The 15713-nt window shown below is 69.9% G+C and carries 14 protein-coding genes and 1 tRNA gene; 5 read left to right on the forward strand and 10 right to left on the reverse strand.

From position 1 onward, the window contains the following. Positions 1-81: 81 nt before the first annotated feature. From ilvC to ilvD, 4 genes are all read right to left on the reverse strand, one after another. A complete protein-coding gene (gene ilvC / locus FJV46_RS10355; protein ID WP_087027513.1) occupies positions 82-1107 on the reverse strand; it encodes a ketol-acid reductoisomerase in 1026 nt (341 codons plus the stop codon). 51 nt (positions 1108-1158) lie between these two features. Continuing rightward, complete coding sequence (ilvN, locus tag FJV46_RS10360) at positions 1159-1671, reverse strand: acetolactate synthase small subunit (RefSeq protein WP_087027511.1); 513 nt, start codon at positions 1669-1671, stop codon at positions 1159-1161. A 2-nt stretch (positions 1672-1673) separates the two neighbouring features. Continuing rightward, positions 1674-3551, reverse strand: a complete 1878-nt coding sequence (locus tag FJV46_RS10365) for an acetolactate synthase large subunit (protein WP_087027509.1) — start codon at positions 3549-3551, stop codon at positions 1674-1676. A 370-nt stretch (positions 3552-3921) separates the two neighbouring features. Further along, on the reverse strand, positions 3922-5625 hold the full coding sequence (gene ilvD / locus FJV46_RS10370) for a dihydroxy-acid dehydratase (protein ID WP_087027508.1): 1704 nt from the start codon (positions 5623-5625) through the stop codon (positions 3922-3924). A gap of 255 nt (positions 5626-5880) precedes the next feature. Between ilvD and FJV46_RS10375 the strand changes: the two genes are divergently transcribed. Beyond that, positions 5881-6375 carry a hypothetical protein gene (locus FJV46_RS10375; protein ID WP_087027507.1) on the forward strand — a complete coding sequence of 165 codons (495 nt, stop codon included), beginning with the start codon at positions 5881-5883 and terminating at the stop codon, positions 6373-6375. Positions 6376-6464: 89 nt separating this feature from the next. On the opposite strand, the gene FJV46_RS10380 is transcribed toward FJV46_RS10375, so the two are convergent. After that, complete coding sequence (locus tag FJV46_RS10380; RefSeq protein ID WP_087027506.1) at positions 6465-7439, reverse strand: 2-hydroxyacid dehydrogenase; 975 nt, start codon at positions 7437-7439, stop codon at positions 6465-6467. A 95-nt stretch (positions 7440-7534) separates the two neighbouring features. On the opposite strand from FJV46_RS10380, the gene FJV46_RS10385 reads away from it, so the two are divergent. The 4 genes from FJV46_RS10385 to FJV46_RS10400 all read left to right on the forward strand — a co-directional run bounded on the left by FJV46_RS10385 (position 7535) and on the right by FJV46_RS10400 (position 10260). After that, on the forward strand, positions 7535-8671 hold the full coding sequence (locus tag FJV46_RS10385; RefSeq protein WP_232008402.1) for a PQQ-dependent sugar dehydrogenase: 1137 nt from the start codon (positions 7535-7537) through the stop codon (positions 8669-8671). Positions 8672-8801: 130 nt separating this feature from the next. Continuing rightward, positions 8802-8874 (forward strand) — tRNA-Lys (locus FJV46_RS10390). Positions 8875-8949: 75 nt separating this feature from the next. Then, complete coding sequence (locus tag FJV46_RS10395; RefSeq protein WP_087027504.1) at positions 8950-9666, forward strand: hypothetical protein; 717 nt, start codon at positions 8950-8952, stop codon at positions 9664-9666. Between the two features lie 99 nt (positions 9667-9765). Then, on the forward strand, positions 9766-10260 hold the full coding sequence (locus FJV46_RS10400; protein WP_087027502.1) for a VOC family protein: 495 nt from the start codon (positions 9766-9768) through the stop codon (positions 10258-10260). A gap of 61 nt (positions 10261-10321) precedes the next feature. On the opposite strand, the gene FJV46_RS10405 is transcribed toward FJV46_RS10400, so the two are convergent. From FJV46_RS10405 to FJV46_RS10425, 5 genes are all read right to left on the reverse strand, one after another. Next, positions 10322-11314 carry a cation diffusion facilitator family transporter gene (locus tag FJV46_RS10405; RefSeq protein ID WP_087027500.1) on the reverse strand — a complete coding sequence of 331 codons (993 nt, stop codon included), beginning with the start codon at positions 11312-11314 and terminating at the stop codon, positions 10322-10324. A 68-nt stretch (positions 11315-11382) separates the two neighbouring features. After that, entirely contained in the window at positions 11383-11571 is a 189-nt protein-coding gene (locus FJV46_RS10410) for a DUF2795 domain-containing protein (RefSeq protein WP_087027498.1), read from the reverse strand. A 63-nt stretch (positions 11572-11634) separates the two neighbouring features. Continuing rightward, complete coding sequence (locus FJV46_RS10415; protein ID WP_087027496.1) at positions 11635-12498, reverse strand: glycosyltransferase family 2 protein; 864 nt, start codon at positions 12496-12498, stop codon at positions 11635-11637. Further along, positions 12495-14063, reverse strand: coding sequence for a PfkB family carbohydrate kinase (locus FJV46_RS10420; protein WP_087027602.1), 1569 nt, complete (start codon positions 14061-14063; stop codon positions 12495-12497). The genes FJV46_RS10415 and FJV46_RS10420 overlap by 4 nt, the downstream gene beginning before the upstream one ends. Beyond that, on the reverse strand, positions 14063-15475 hold the full coding sequence (locus FJV46_RS10425; RefSeq protein WP_087027494.1) for an aldehyde dehydrogenase family protein: 1413 nt from the start codon (positions 15473-15475) through the stop codon (positions 14063-14065). The genes FJV46_RS10420 and FJV46_RS10425 overlap by 1 nt, the downstream gene beginning before the upstream one ends. Positions 15476-15713: the final 238 nt, after the last annotated feature.

The raw sequence follows: 15713 nt of genomic DNA on the forward strand, positions 1-15713 counted from the left end.
ACCGGGCCGGGACATGGGTCCGGCAGGGCACCTGCTCGTCGATGAGCGTCGAACACGTGCCCTGCCGGAGAGGGTGCTGCGCTAGCGCGCGACGGAGCCCTCGGTGTAGTCGTCGTTCGTCTTGATCCAGGAGAAGAGCTTGCGGAGTTCGCGGCCCGTGCTCTCGATGGGGTGGTCCTCACCCTTCTTGCGCAGCTCGGTGAACTCGGGTGCTCCCGCGTCCTGGTCGTCGATGAAGCGCTGGGCGAAGGCACCGTTCTGGATGTCCGCGAGGACGGCCTTCATGTTCTCCTTCACCTCGGGAGTGATGACGCGCGGCCCGGAGACGTAGTCGCCGTACTCGGCGGTGTCGGAGACACTCCAGCGCTGCTTGGCGATACCGCCCTCGACCATGAGGTCGACGATCAGCTTGAGCTCGTGCAGCACCTCGAAGTACGCGACCTCCGGCTTGTAGCCGGCCTCGGTGAGGGTCTCGAAGCCGTACTGGATGAGCTGCGACGCACCGCCGCACAGCACCGCCTGCTCACCGAACAGGTCGGTCTCGGTCTCCTCGGTGAAGGTGGTCTCGATGACGCCCGCCCGGGTGCCGCCGATGGCCTTCGCGTAGGAGAGCGCAAGATCGCGTGCCGTGCCCGAGGCGTCCTGCTCGACGGCGATGAGGTCGGGCACACCGCGCCCGGCCTCGAACTCGCGGCGCACGATGTGGCCGGGACCCTTCGGCGCCACGAGGGCGACGTCGACGTCGGACGGCGGCTGGATGTAGCCGTAGCGGATGTTGAAGCCGTGTCCGAAGAACAGGGCGTCGCCCGCCTGCAGGTTGGGGGCGATGTCGTCCTTGTACACATGGCGCTGCACCTGGTCGGGGGTCAGCACCATGATGAGGTCCGCCTCCGCGGTGGCGTCCGCGACCGAGAGGACACGGAGCCCTTCGGCCTCGGCCTTGGCGCGCGACGCCGAACCTTCCTTCAGTCCGACCCGCACATCGACGCCGGAGTCACGCAGGCTCAGCGCGTGGGCGTGGCCCTGGCTGCCGTAGCCGATGACGGCCACGGTGCGGCCCTGGATGATCGAAAGGTCGGCATCGTCGTCATAGAACAACTCGGTCACGGGTATTTCTCCTTGGATTGGGTGGAGTGGTACGGAAAAGTTCGGGAGGGGTCAGGCGCTGCGCAGGGCGCGGTCGCTCATCGACTTCGCCCCCCGGCCGATCGCGAGCGTGCCCGACTGGACGATCTCGCGGATGCCGAAGGGTTCGAGCACCGACAGGAGGGCCGAGAGCTTCTCGGGCGTGCCGGTGGCCTCGATGATCAGGGAGTCGATGGCGACGTCGACGACCGAGGCGCGGAAGAGGTCCGCGGCCTGGGTCACCTGCAGGCGGGTCGAGGCGTCGGCCCTGACCTTGATCAGGACGTGGTCGCGCTGAACCGACTGCTCGCTGGTCAGCTCGACGATCTTGATCACGTTGATGAGCTTGTTGAGCTGCTTGGTGACCTGCTCGAGGAGATCGCCCTCGGCCTCCACCACAACGGTGATGCGGGACATGCCCGCGACTTCGGTCGGTCCGACCGCAAGCGAGTTGATGTTGAACGCGCGCCGTGCGAACAGGCTGGCGACGCGGGTCAGGACGCCGGGTACGTCCTCGACAAGGACGGAGAGTGTGTGCCGTGCCATGGTCAGTCCTCCTGCTCCCAGGTCGGGGTCATGTTGCGGGCGATCTGGATGAGGTCGTTGCTGACTCCCGACGGGACCATCGGCCAGACCATCGAATCACGGCTGACCACGAAGTCGACGACGACGGGCCGGTCGTTGATCGCGAGTGCTTGCTGGATGGTGGCGTCGATGTCCTCGTCGCGCTCGCAGCGCAGGCCCACGCACCCGTACGCATCCGCGAGCTTGACGAAGTCCGGGACGCGGACGGTGTCGTGCCCCGTGTTCAGGTCCGTGTTGGAGTAGCGGCCCTCGTAGAACAGGGTCTGCCACTGCCGCACCATGCCGAGCGAGGAGTTGTTGATGACCGCGACCTTGATGGGGATGTTGTTGATCACGCAGGTCGCGAGTTCCTGGTTGGTCATCTGGAAGCAGCCGTCGCCGTCGATGGCCCAGACCACGCGGTCGGGATTGCCCACCTTCGCACCCATGGCTGCCGGGACGGAGTAGCCCATGGTGCCGAGGCCGCCCGAATTGAGCCAGGCGTGCGGGCGCTCGTACTGGATGAACTGTGCCGCCCACATCTGGTGCTGGCCCACTCCCGAGACGAAGACGCCCTCGGGTCCGGTCAGCTCGCCGATGCGCTTGATGACCTGCTGCGGCGCGGAGAGACCGTCGTCGGGCTGCGTGAACCCGACCGGGTAGGTCTCCCGCAGGTGGTTGATGGTCCTCCACCAGGCGGAGATGTCGGGGCGGTCCTGGGTCTCGAAGTTCTCGCGGACCGCGGAGGTCAGTTCAGGGATGATCTCCTTGACGGATCCGACGATCGGGACGTCGGCGGTGCGGTTCTTGGATATCTCGGCGGGGTCGATGTCCGCGTGGATCACCTTGGCGTTCGGGGCGAAGCTCGAGAGGACACCGGTCACGCGGTCGTCGAAGCGTGCGCCGAGGGTGATCAGGAGGTCCGCCTGCTGCAGGGCGGTCACGGCGGAGACCGAACCGTGCATGCCGGGCATCCCGACGTGCTGGTCGTGGGAGTCGGGGAAGACCCCGCGCGCCATCAGCGTGGTCACCACCGGGGCACCGACCAGTTCGGCCAGTTCCTTCAGCTCGGCCGATGCGTGGCCCTTGACCACGCCGCCACCGACGTAGAACACCGGGCGCTGGGACGCGCCGATGAGCCGGGCTGCCTCGCGGACCTGCTTGGAGTGGCCCCGCACGACGGGACGGTAGCCGGGGATGTCCACCTTCGGCGGCCAGGAGAACGTCATGGTGGACTGCTGCGCATCCTTGGCGACGTCCACCAGGACGGGGCCCGGGCGGCCCGTGGTCGCGATGTGGAAGGCCTCGGCGAGGACGCGCGGGATGTCCTGCGCGTCGGTGACGAGGTACGAGTGCTTGGTGATCGGCATGGTGATGCCGACGATGTCCGCCTCCTGGAACGCGTCCGACCCGATGAAGGCACTGGACACCTGTCCCGTGATCGCGACCATCGGCACGGAGTCCATGTGCGCGTCGGCGATGGCCGTGACGAGGTTGGTGGCGCCCGGACCGGAGGTGGCGATGCAGACTCCGGGACGGCCCGTCACCATGGCGTAGCCCTGGGCGGCGTGTCCGGCACCCTGCTCGTGCCGCACCAGGATGTGCCGAAGCTTCGTGGAGGCGAGGAGGGGATCGTACGTGGGCAGGATCGCCCCACCCGGCAGGCCGAAGACGTCGTCGACACCGAGTTCCTCGAGGGACCGGACGATCGCGGCGGATCCGAGCATCTGGGTGGGCGCGACCACGGCGTTGGGGCCGCGAACGGCGCTCACCGGGACGGGCGCGGTCTCACGCGCAGGTGCTGCGGGAGGTGCTGGCCTTGCTGCCAGCAGCGCTGGGCTGATGGGCGATCCCTTGGACATCTCGGACTTCCTTCGGAACGTTTGCTGCACGGGTGCGGCTATGACTGCGGACGGCCTCCGCGGGCTTCTTCGCCGACAGGTCATGTCAACAAAAAAACCCCTCAGCCTGGTGGGCTCTGCGAGGGGTTGCGCGTGACTGCAGTCGTCTGGTGGACGGGCTTCAGGCCACGCGCTGTATAAGGACGACGACTACGGGTTCGGGCTGCATATGAGTAGTCTCCACGCCTCCGCGAAAGAGTGTCAACCGGACCCTCTGCCGTCTCGCATCGTGGACAAGTAGTCCAGTTAGTGGACATTAACACGACCGGCCGACGGCGGCCGGAAGGACTGCGGTCCTTCCGGCCGGCGGGCGGCAACGGCGTGTGGGCGCTCAGCCGCAGTAGGCACCCGTGGACGCGGAGTGCACGAGTTTGGCGTACTTGCCGAGCACGCCCTTGGTGTAGCGGGCGGGCAGGGGCGCCCAGCCAATCTTCCGCTGCTCGAGCTCCGCCTCGTCGACGAGGAGGTCGAAGCTCTTCGCCGCGATGTCGACGCGGATGCGGTCGCCGTCCTGCACGAAGGCGATGGGACCGCCGTCGACGGCCTCCGGCGCGACGTGGCCGATGCACAGGCCCGTGGTACCGCCCGAGAACCGGCCGTCGGTGAGCAGCAGGACATCCTTGCCCAGCCCGGCGCCCTTGATCGCCCCGGTGATGGCCAGCATCTCGCGCATGCCCGGTCCGCCCTTGGGCCCCTCGTAGCGGATCACGACGACGTCTCCGGCGTGGATGGCCCCCGCGTCGAGGGCGTCGAGCGCACCCTGCTCGCGTTCGAAGACCCGCGCGGTGCCCTCGAAGACGTCGGCGTCGAATCCGGCGCTCTTCACGACGGCGCCCTCGGGTGCGAGCGAACCGTGCAGGATGGTGATGCCGCCGGTCTTGTGCAGCGGGTTGTCCAGCGCGCGCAGGATCTTGCCGTCGAGATCCGGTGGGTCGATCTCCGCGAGATTCTCCGCGACGGTCTTGCCCGTGACGGTCAGGCAGTCGCCGTGGATGAGCCCGGCGTCGAGCAGCGCCTTCATGATGACCGGCACGCCGCCCACCTTGTCGACATCGAACATGACGTAGCGGCCGAAGGGCTTGAGGTCGCCGAGGTGCGGGATGCGGTCGCCGATGCGGGTGAAGTCGTCGAGGGTCAGCTCGACCTCCGCCTCGCGGGCGATCGCCAGGAGGTGCAGGACGGCGTTGGTGGAACCACCGAACGCCATGGTCACGGCGATGGCGTTCTCGAAGGCCTTCTTGGTCATGATGTCGCGGGCCGTGATGCCGAGGCGCAGCAGGTTGACCACCGCTTCGCCGGACTTGCGGGCGAACATGTCGCGTCGCCGGTCCGCCGACGGCGGTGCCGCCGAGCCGGGCAGGGACATGCCGAGTGCTTCACCGATGCACGCCATGGTGTTGGCGGTGTACATCCCGCCGCAGGCGCCCTCGCCCGGGCAGATGGCGCGTTCGATGCTGTCGAGGTCCTTGAGGCTCATCTTGCCCGCAGCGCACGCCCCGACGGCCTCGAAGGCGTCGATCAGGGTGACCTCCTTCTCCGTACCGTCCTCCAGCTTCGCGAAGCCGGGCATGATGGTCCCGGCATAGAGGAAGACGGAGGCGAGATCGAGGCGCGCGGCGGCCATCAGCATGCCGGGGAGCGACTTGTCACAGCCGGCGAGCAGGACCGAACCGTCGATCCGCTCGGCCTCCATCACGGTCTCCACCGAGTCGGCGATGACCTCGCGGGAGACGAGGGAGAAGTGCATGCCCTGGTGGCCCATCGAGATGCCGTCGGAGACGGAGATGGTGCCGAACTGCATGGGGAAGCCGCCGCCGGCGTGCACCCCCTCCTTCGCACCCTGGGCGAGTCTGTTGAGCGAGAGGTTGCAGGGGGTGATCTCGTTCCACGAACTGGCGACGCCGATCTGCGGCTTGGCGAAATCGTCGTCCCCCATGCCGACCGCTCGGAACATTCCGCGCGCCGGCGCTGCATGGATGCCGTCCGTGACGACGCGGCTTCTGGGCTTGATGTCTGGGGTTGTTTCCACGCTCATGAGGGAAGTCTAGGCCCGTGTTGCGGGCAGGTTTCGCCATGTGACCCTCCTGTTACACCCCCTCGCCGCCCCCGCTCCACCCCCTCGCAGGGCGCCGATGCACCGCGTCGCCGGGCCGCGCGGTCCCTCGTCCGGCCCCTGCCGCTCGGGTACAGTGTGGGGATCGCGGGCGACTCCACCGGCCCGCCGGTCGAGCACCCCGCAAGCCGTCCCGTCAGGGACCCGTCCGAGAGTTTCCTACCGCAACGGCGTGATATGACCCCCGACGAACCCCACGAGACCAGCGCACCGCTCGACGGCGGTCAGGGGCTGAAGAACGCCCTGCGCCGCGTCTTCGACGGACAGATCCCCAACTACGGCGACTACAACCTCGTCGTCGGCGCCCAGGCGGCTCCGGGAACCGATCGCGATGCGGGGCGTCGTCCTGCATCCATCGGCACGGCGAGCGGCAGGGCCCTCGTGCTCGGGTATCGCTGGAAACCCATGGAGCTCATGATCGCGCCGGTCGACCTGACCGCGATCACGGGCGCGGGAGTTCCCGTGGAGGTCAACATGACCAATCTGGCGCACGCCGTGCTGTGGGACGACGGCGTCTACGAGGTGGGCACGAGTACGGGGCGGATCTTCCGCTTCGGCGTGGCGGCGGCCCCCGTCCTGGACATCGGTCCCGGCTCGCCCCTCCGCCTGGCGCAGGAGGAGGACCAGACCGATTTCACCGCGTTCATGGACTCCTTCATCGCCATGGCCTGACCCCAGTCCGAGCCCTGCCCTACTCCTTGCCTCACGCCTGCCTCGCCCTACCGCTCCCTGTCCTCCGCCCGACCCGCCGCAGCTCCTGCCTACCCGGTCCAGGATCCGGTGCGGACGAGGTTGAGGGGCTTCTCCCCCTTGCCGAGCAGCGCGATCTGTTTCCGGAGCAGTGCGAGGATGCGCGGCGGGAACGCGCCGGTGTTGCCACCCACGTGCGGCGTGATGATGGCGCCGGGCGCACTCCACAGCGGATGACCCTCGGGCAGGGGCTCGGGGTCGACGACGTCGAGCGCAGCCTTCAGCCGCCCCGAGAGCACCTCGGCGGTCAGCGCCTCGGTGTCCACCACGACACCGCGTGCCACGTTCACCACCAGCGCGCCGTCGGGTAGTGCGGCGAGGACCTCGCTGCCGATCAGGCCGCGGGTCGCGTCCGTGAGGGGCGTGATGACGATGACGACGTCGTGGTCCGGAGCGAGCCGCACCAGCTCGTCGCTGCCGTGGACCTGTCCCAGGTCGTCCTCGCGCGCTGCACTGCCGACCCTCGTGACCTCGGCCTCGAAGGTGACGAGCCGGCGTCGGATCTCCTCACCGATCCCGCCGACGCCGACCAGCAGGACGCGCCGGTCCGCGAGGCCCGGATACCTCTCGCTGCGCCACACTCCCTCGGCCTGCTGCCGGACGGCGTCGTCGATCCCGCGCAGGGATGCGAGCGCGAGCCCGACGGCGAGTTCCGCCGTGGCGGCGGCGTGGACGCCCGACGCCGTCGCGATGGCGACGTCCGGGCCCACGAGATCGGCGATGCCGTCGAAGCCGGTGGACTGGGTGTGCACGAGTCGGAGATTGGTCGCGGCATCGAGGGCACCGTCGAGGTGGGCACGTCCCGTGTACGGGAGCACGGCCGCGTCCAGCCGCCCCGGGTCGCAGCCCTCGGGCGGGCTGCGGAAGTCCCACAGCACCACGTCGACGTCCGGCGAGGCATCGGCGAGGGCCTCCCGCAGGTCGGCGGTCGGGACGCTGACCGTGCGGATCGTGGGCGTGGCAGAGGTTCCGGCGGGAGTCGTCATGGCGCCAGCCTAGCGCCGGAGCCTTCACGCGCCGGCGACCGCACGGAGACCGTGCATGGATGGACACCCCGGGAACGGCACCCTACTGTCGGGGCATGTCGCACCCAGCCCCACGGCCTGCCCGGCCCGCCCGACTGCTCCTCCGCACGGTCCCGGCAGCGTGCGCCCTGATGGCGGCGACCGCCTGCACCGCCGCACCGGACGAGTCCGAGCCAGCCTATGCCGGGGCATCGGGAGGGACCGGCGCATCGACCACCGGCGAAGTAGCCGACGCGGGCCGCCCGACGCCCGCCTACGAGGGGGATGTAGCCACCGGCCTCGGACTCCCGTGGTCGGTGGTGGTCCTCGACGACGGCGTGCTGCTGGTCTCGGACCGCGAGACGGGCGAGATCAGCCGCATCAGCGGTGGGACGAGGGACGTCATGGGCAGCATCCCCGACGCCGTTGCCGCGGGCGGAGAGGGCGGCCTCCTGGGACTCGCAGTCCCGGCCGGGCCCGGTCCCGCCGCGCTGTACGCCTACTACACGTCCCCCGAGGACAACCGGGTGGTCAGGATGCCGATCGAGGACGGCACCCTCGGCGTGCCCGAGCCCATCCTCACAGGCATACCGAGCGCGGGCCGCCACAACGGCGGGCGGATCGCGTTCGGACCGGACGGCCACCTGTACATCGGTACCGGCGACGCCGCCGTCGAGGACTCGGCACAGGATCCCGACAGCCTGGGCGGGAAGATCCTGCGCGTCACCGCCGAGGGCGGCATACCCGAGGACAACCCCGTGGCGGGCTCGCCGCTGTACAGCCTCGGGCACCGGAACGTTCAGGGCCTCGCGTGGGACTCCGCCGGACGGCTCTGGGCCACGGAGTTCGGGCCCGAGGTCGACGACGAACTGAACCTCGTCCGCGCCGGAGCGAACTACGGCTGGCCGGAGGTCACGGGGGCTCCTGGCGACGAGCGCTTCGTGGACGCACAGGTGGTGTGGCCCACGACGGCGTCGTCCTCCCCGAGCGGCATGGCGATCATCGACGATGTGGCGTATATCGGGGGGCTGCGCGGACAGCGGCTGTGGCAGGTCCCGGTGTCCGGCGGCACGGCCGGCGAACCGGTGAGCTACTTCGACGGCCGGTACGGGCGCCTGCGCGACGTCGCGGCGGCCGACGGCGCCCTCCTGGTGGCCACCAACGAGCCCGACGGCGCCCGGATCCTGCGGGTCGGCGTGGCACAGGACCAGTGATCGGGGCGGGGACCGATGGCAGGGACAGGACCAGGGACAGGGGCGGTTTCATGATTCCGCCCGGATGCTGGTAGAGTTTCATGCTGTTGCGGATGACCCGATCGGTGGAAATCGTCAGGGAAAACGCCACGCACCTCTAGCTCAATTGGCAGAGCAATTGACTCTTAATCAATGGGTTTCGGGTTCAAGTCCCGAGGGGTGCACTTCGTTACCCCGTCCGCCAGGTCTCGCCGCCTGGAGGGCGGGGTTTCGTTCTACCCGGGGCCTACCATGGACGAGTGAATGAGATCCTGTCCTTCGCCGGGAACTACTGGTGGCTGATCTTCCCGCTCTCGGGCGTCTTCGCCATGTGGGGCTCGTCCTGGTCCGAGGCGAGCGAACGCCGGCACCGGCGCAAGGTTGAGTTGTACCGCCTGAAGCACCCCGCTCTCGACGCCGTGCCCGGCAAGGGTGCCACCGCCGTCGACGGCGAGGCACGGAAACCGGCCCGCGAGCGTGATCTCCGCCACATCGAGCGGATGCACGACGAGGTTGATGGGAAGTGGCTGACGTATGAGCTCGACGCCTCGAAACTCATCGACTACCCCACCATGACGGACGTCCGGGAGCCACTGACCGTGGCCTTCCTCCGCGCGAAGCGGGAGGCCGATGCCCTGCGACCGCAGGACCGCGAGGGAGCGTCGGCCGAGGACCTCGCCGCCTACCGCTCGGCGGTGACAACCTACGACGTGGCCTTCCAGGTCGCCGAGACCGAGGCACGGCGGGTCCGGGCCGGCGGCTTCACCCCCGAGGAACGCCGGCGCCTGGCGACGGCACGCACGCTCGTCACGGTGGCCGTGGACGAGGCCGCCACCGAGGCGGAGCGGCAGACGGCCTACCGGCGTGCGCGGCGGGAACTCGACGGCCTGATCGTGCTTCCCGATGCCACGGTCGCCGCGCTCGAGAAGACCGTCGCGGGGGCTCTCGGGTCGCGACCCGAGCCGACAGCGTCCTGACGGGCGTCGGTCCCTTCCCCGGGTGCTTCCTCCGGCGCATACTTCTTCCATCGATGCCCCACGGCCGCGCGGGCAGGGGCCGACGACAGGAGCGGACCCATGGCGGCAACCATCAACACCTATCTCAGCTTCCGCGATACCGCGGCCGAGGCGATGGACTTCTACCATTCGGTGTTCGGCGGGGAGATGCAGCGCAGCACCTTCGCCGAGTACCAGGTGAGCGAGGACCCCGCCGAGCAGGACAAGATCATGCATTCGATGCTGACCACGCCGTCCGGTCAGGTGCTGATGGCGGCCGATACACCCAACAGCATGGAGTACCGCCCTCCGGCCGGCCATTCACTGTCGATCAGCGGCGATAGCGAGGCGGAGCTGCGGGGCTACTGGGAGGCACTCTCCGGGTCGGGGAGTGTGCTGGTGCCGCTCGAGGTCTCTCCCTGGGGCGACAGCTTCGGCATGTGCGTGGACCGCTTCGGCATCACCTGGATGGTGAACATCGCGGGCGCCCCGGGTGCGGCGGCGGAGGAACCTGCCGCACACAGCGCACCGACCGCTGCACCCGTGGACACGCCGGGCCAGGCCACCGGCGTCTAGGTACGGGCGTCCAGATCACCGGCGTCCGGATCACCGGCACACAGGTCACTGCAACCCAGGCTCACTCTCCGACGGTCAGTGTGGGTTCGTCGGGGGTGGAGAGCGTCAGGACTGCTTCCTCGATGCGCTCGTGCTCCTCGATGTCACGCTCGACGGCGCGGAGCGCGACGGCGACCTCGTGTTCCCTGCGGTCGCCCTTGAGGTCCACCGCGGCGACGAGATAGAGCCGTTCGGGTCCGACGTACTCGAGGTGCAGGTAGGTGATGCGTTCGATGGCGGCGTGGCCGTTCAGCCGCTTCGCCACGGCGGCGAGGAGTTCGGGTGACACGGCCTGACCCACGAGGAAGCGCCGGTTCCGCTCGATGAGGATCACGGCGATCACCCCGAGCAGGATCCCGACGAGGATGGAGCCGACGGCGTCCGGCAGGGGCGATCCGGTGACCTGGTGCAGGAAGATCCCGACAAAGGCGATCAGCAGTCCGATGAGGGCGGCGGCGTCCTCCGCGAACACCGCGCGGAGGGTGGGGTTCGATGTCGTCGACACGCTCTCCAGGGTCGTCGTGCCGCGCTCGCGCCCCGCGGCCCGCGCCTGCCGGAACGCCTGCGTGAACGAGATCCCCTCGAGGACGAAGGCGACCCCGAGGACGGCGTAGGCGATGCCGTAGTCGCTGGCCGGTTCGGGCGCGAGCAATTGCTGGATTCCGTGGGTGATCGAGACCACCGCGCCGGCGGTGAACAGCCCGAACGCGGCGAACATGGACCAGACGTAGGCTTCCCGTCCGTAGCCCATGGGGTGCGTGCGGTCCCTCCGGCGCCGTGACTTGCGCTCGGCGATCAGCAGGAAGATCTGGTTGCCGGTGTCCGCCCAGGAGTGCGCGGCCTCGGCTGTCATGGAGGCCGAGCCCGTGATGAGCGCGGCGACGGTCTTGGCCCCGGCCACCAGGAGATTCGCGACGAACGCGATGATGACCGTCAGCGGCCGTTCGCCGCCCGACGACTGCTCATCCTCCGCCGCGCCGTTCTCCCCCGGAGGCGATGTCGTGTCCTGCTTCATGCGGTCCTTCCGGAGCCGGACCGGCACGGCGGCACCCCGTGGGGCACCGCCGTGCTGTCACTCGGATGCTACTTCGACGCTTCCTTGTTCACGTCGGTCGGGGAGTCGTATTCACGGTCCGGGAGGTTCTTCAGAGTCTCGAGGACCGAATCCTCGGCGCTCTTCCCCTCGGCGTGCCGGACGAGGTCCTCCTTCGACGCCGGGTAGTCCATGCCGCCCAGGGCCTTCTGGATGTCGATCGGGCTCGGATCTGCCATGTCGTGCTCCTTCGTAGTGGTTGTCCGTCTCCTGCAGGTGGCGTTCCCGGTCCGGGAGCGCCGTCACTGGCCCAGAATCACGTGGGCAGCGTCTGTGTCACGGTTGACCACCGTGGTGGGCGCCTCGAGGTGCACCGCGCCGGACGGGAGGATGCCCGCCCCGCCGTACCGCTCCATGACGCGCCACTGGGCCGCCACGTCCTCCCCCGCGTGGTCGGGAGGCAACCGGTCCCAGAAGTCGAACCCGCCGGTTTCGACGAGGGCCAGGCGGTCGAAGAGGACACATCCGCCGACCCACGCCACGCGGTAGAGCTGGTAGCCACCGGGGGGAACCCCCAACTCGGCGGCTGCGTGCGCGAGGTTGGCCGCGTTGTGGAGCGGCCACCGGTCGAACTCGCGGGTGTCCGGCCGGATCCTCTCGGGGAGGACCTGATTGCCGGGCCACAGCTCGAGCTCCGTGCGCTCGTGCGGCCGGTGGTCGCCGAGGTAGGACAGCCCCTGCACCGCGGACCCGACGAAACCGCAGTGCGCCGTGCGCAGCGCCCGGCTCATGCGGTCCAGCGATCCGGGCTCGAGCCAGACGTCGTTGTCCAGGAAGAGCACCTGTGGTGCGCGGGCGAGGCTCAGGAGATAGTTCCTGTGCTCTGCCAGTCCCCTGCGGGGCAGGTGCCGCTCGAGCTGCACCGAACGCCCCTGTGCCTCGAGCACGCGCACCATGGCGCGGACCGCGGGTTGCGAGAAGGACGCCGGCTCACCTTCGGTCTGGTCGCTCACGACGACTCGGAACGACACGGACTCCTGCGCGGCCAGCCCGGAGAGGGTCACCGCGAGCTCGGCCGGCCGGCCGAAGGACGGGATGAGGACGTCGATCAGGGGCTCGTCCCCGGGAGATTCGAGCGCCCACTCCCCCGACCAGCGCGATGTCATGGCACATCACCCGCGAGGCGCGTCGACCGGATCCGCCGCACCACGGCCGCTGTGGAGCGCTCAGGCACGTAGTCGAGGATACGGACGCGGCCGCCGCACGCCTCGACGGCCGGTGTCTCCTCGAGCATCTGGGCCGTGTAGTCTCCGCCCTTCGCGTAGACGTCGGGCTTCAGCAGCTCGATCAGCGGTACCAGGGTGTCCGTGGAGAACACCGTCACGTAGTCCACGCAGCTCAGGGAGGCGATGATCCCGGCCCGGTCCGCGATCGGGTTGATGGGCCGGTCGGGGCCCTTGAGCCGCCGCACGCCGGCGTCGTCGTTGAGCGCGACCACGAGCACATCGCCGAGCTGCTTGGCCTGGTTCAGGTAGCGCGTATGGCCGCGGTGCAGGACGTCGAAGCACCCGTTGGTGAGGACGATGCGTCGGCCCGCGGAACGGTCCTCCTCGACCCGCCGCAGGAGGTCGGCCGTGGCGAGGGCGGTGTCCGCGAACTGCTGGAGATGCTCCGCGAGGTCCGCCGTCGTGCAGACGGAGGTGCCGGGTCGGTGCACGACGACGTCCGCGGCGGCCTGGGCGAGGTCGAGGCTCGTGGTGAGCGGCAGCCCGGCCGCCCGCGCGGCGGTGAGGCTCGCGACGAAGGTGTCTCCCGCCCCGGAGGCCTGCTTCTCGGTCGCGGGCTTGGCCCAGGTACGGTGCCCGCCGTTGCCGGTGAGGAGCACCGTGCCGTCGCGGTCCAGGGTCACCACGACCGCGGCGGCGTTGGTCGCGGCGAGCAGTTCGCTCCGCCGCTCGGTCACCACGGCCACCCGGTCGGAGCGCGGGTCGAGCCGCAGCGCCAGCACCTGCGCGGCCTCCGCCGCATTGGGTGTCACGATGTCGGGGCAGATCTCAGCCCACGCGGCGGTGTCGTGGGCGTCCACGACGATCAGGATGTCGGGATCGATACCGGACTCCGGAGCGAGGGCGGCACGGACCTCCGGACCGAGGGCACCGGACCCGTAGTCGCACACGACGACGGCGTCGGCTCCGGCGACCGCACCCGGGACGCGGTCGGCGAGGGAACGGATCGCGTCTGCGGGAAGACCGTCATGCGTGTCGTCGATGCGCAGCATCACCTGGTCGCCCCCGAGGATCCGGTACTTCGTGGTCGTGCCCACGCGCTCGTCCTGGCAGAGGTCCGTGGTGTCCACTCCGGCACCGTCGAGGATCGCGCGCAGGCGGTGACCGGCGTCGTCATTCCCGATCAGGCCGCAGATCCGGACCCGGGCACCGAGGGCGGCGAGGTTCATCGCGGTATTGGCGGCGCCGCCGGCCGCGTAGTCGCGGCGCGTGATGTCGACGACGGGTGCGGGTGCCTCACGGCAGAAACGCTCGATGGTCCCCGTCCACCATCCGTCCAGCATGGCATCCCCCACCACGGTGATGCGGGGTGCGTGGTCGGCGATGGCGGCCGGGACCCACGCGGCGAGCCCCCGTACCCCTGCCAACTCACCGGCACCGGCGCCGCCGGTTGCCCCGGCCGCGTCCGTGCCTGACCCGGAGTGCGACTCGGGGCGGGCGGCCATCACGCGTCACCCTGCGGGGGCGAGCTGATGTGGACCACCTTCACGAGTGAGAATTCGTCGAGCAGTTCCGGCCCGTAGCCGAACCCCGCCCCGCTGATCCCGCGGGGCTGCGCCGATCCGCCGGGCGCTCCGCCGAACACGGCATTGATCTTCACCGTGCCGACCGCCAGGGCTGCAATGGCTCGCTGGGCGTGGGCGATCGAGCCGGTCAGGACGGTCGCCGCGAGCCCGTAGGGGCCGGAGGCCGCGAGGCGCAGGCCGTCGTCGAAGGAATCGACCACGGTCACGGGTGCCACGGGCCCGAACGTCTCCTCCGTCATGATCGTCATGGCCCCGGTGCAGTCGGTGAGGACCGTCGCCGGGTAGTGGGCTCCGGGGCCGTCCGGCACCGTACCCCCGGCGAGGCAGCGGGCGCCGAGGTGGAGTGCCTCCCCGACCTGCGCCTCCACCGCATCGCGCATGCGCCGGTCCACGAGGGGTGGGAAGCCGCTGCTCCCGGTCCATGCCTGCGCCTCCTCGGTCAGTGCGGCGAGGAACGGCTCCGCGACGTCCCGGTGGACGTAGATCCGCTCCACAGACGTGCAGATCTGCCCGGCATTGGCGAACGCGCCGAGCGCCGCCTGCGCGGCAGCCCACGCCGGGTCCACGTCGGCGTCGACCACGAGGGGATCGTTGCCGCCGTTCTCACGGATCACATAGGCACCCGTCAGGGAGGCGGCCCGGGCGATGCGCTCGCCGGTGGCGCTGGAGCCCACGTGGGCGAACACGTCGACGTCGGTCTCCATGGTGAGCAGCTGGCCCACCTCCGCGCCCCCGGTGAGCGTGGTGAGGACGCCGTCCGGAAAGGCGGGCTGCAGGAGCCGCCCGAGCATCTCGCCCACATGCGGGCAGCGCTCGCTCGGCTTGTGGATCACGGTGTTGCCGGTGACGAGGGCGGCGCCGATCAGGCCGGCGGCGACCGCCACGGGATCGTTCCAGGGCGTGAGGAGGACGGCGACGCCGCGCGGCTCCGCGACGGTGTAGTCGGTGGCCGTGACGGCGCCCCGCAGGCTGAGTCCGCGATGCACGGGCCCGAGTTCCGCGTACTGCTCGAGCGTGGAGATTGCCGCCTCGATCCCGCCGAGCGAGTCAGCGGCCGGTTTGCCCGTCTCCCGCGTGTTCAGAGCCGCGAGCTCCTCCGCCCCGGACCGCAGTGCCGCTGCCGCCCGGCGGAGCGCGGCTCCGCGGTCGGCAGGGCTCGTGGCGGCCCATTCGGGCTGGACAGCGCGGGCCAGGGACACCGCGAGGCCGATCTGCTCGCGCGAGGTGCCCGGGAGTGTTCCGACCTCCTCGCCGTCGAGAGGACTGTGGATGGTGATGGACGCGTCGTCCTGCGCATCAAGCAGGGAGAGTGCCTGGGACTGGATGGACATTGCGCTCCTTGAGTGTGACCTACGGGGTGGTGTGCTGGTTCCGTACCCCGCTCCAGCGGCTTCACACAGGGCACCGGCTGATTTCTGCGTCACTCCCACGCAGTCATCAGCACGCTTAGCATATGGTGGCGGGAGGACATGCGCGGCCGGCCCGGCGACGGCGAAAACCCATGGACAGCAGCAGCAGCGCTGTGTAGGGATGGACGAGCGGAGCCGGTCGGAGCCGGCCGCACCGATC

The organism is Arthrobacter agilis (assembly GCF_006494655.1).
GTDB classification, from domain to species: Bacteria; Actinomycetota; Actinomycetes; order Actinomycetales; family Micrococcaceae; genus Arthrobacter_D; species Arthrobacter_D agilis.

Excerpts from the sequence above, each read along its gene's own strand:
- FJV46_RS10365 (WP_087027509.1), bottom strand. The coding sequence starts at position 3,551 with ATGTCCAAGGGATCGCCCATCAGCCCAGCGCTGCTGGCAGCAAGGCCA.
- FJV46_RS10425 (WP_087027494.1), bottom strand. The coding sequence starts at position 15,475 with ATGTCCATCCAGTCCCAGGCACTCTCCCTGCTTGATGCGCAGGACGAC.
- FJV46_RS10385 (WP_232008402.1), top strand. The coding sequence starts at position 7,535 with ATGTCGCACCCAGCCCCACGGCCTGCCCGGCCCGCCCGACTGCTCCTC.
- FJV46_RS10410 (WP_087027498.1), bottom strand. The coding sequence starts at position 11,571 with ATGGCAGATCCGAGCCCGATCGACATCCAGAAGGCCCTGGGCGGCATG.
- FJV46_RS10375 (WP_087027507.1), top strand. The coding sequence starts at position 5,881 with ATGACCCCCGACGAACCCCACGAGACCAGCGCACCGCTCGACGGCGGT.
- FJV46_RS10420 (WP_087027602.1), bottom strand. The coding sequence starts at position 14,063 with ATGGCCGCCCGCCCCGAGTCGCACTCCGGGTCAGGCACGGACGCGGCC.
- ilvD (WP_087027508.1), bottom strand. The coding sequence starts at position 5,625 with ATGAGCGTGGAAACAACCCCAGACATCAAGCCCAGAAGCCGCGTCGTC.
- FJV46_RS10400 (WP_087027502.1), top strand. The coding sequence starts at position 9,766 with ATGGCGGCAACCATCAACACCTATCTCAGCTTCCGCGATACCGCGGCC.
- FJV46_RS10380 (WP_087027506.1), bottom strand. The coding sequence starts at position 7,439 with ATGACGACTCCCGCCGGAACCTCTGCCACGCCCACGATCCGCACGGTC.
- ilvN (WP_087027511.1), bottom strand. The coding sequence starts at position 1,671 with ATGGCACGGCACACACTCTCCGTCCTTGTCGAGGACGTACCCGGCGTC.
- FJV46_RS10405 (WP_087027500.1), bottom strand. The coding sequence starts at position 11,314 with ATGAAGCAGGACACGACATCGCCTCCGGGGGAGAACGGCGCGGCGGAG.
- FJV46_RS10415 (WP_087027496.1), bottom strand. The coding sequence starts at position 12,498 with ATGACATCGCGCTGGTCGGGGGAGTGGGCGCTCGAATCTCCCGGGGAC.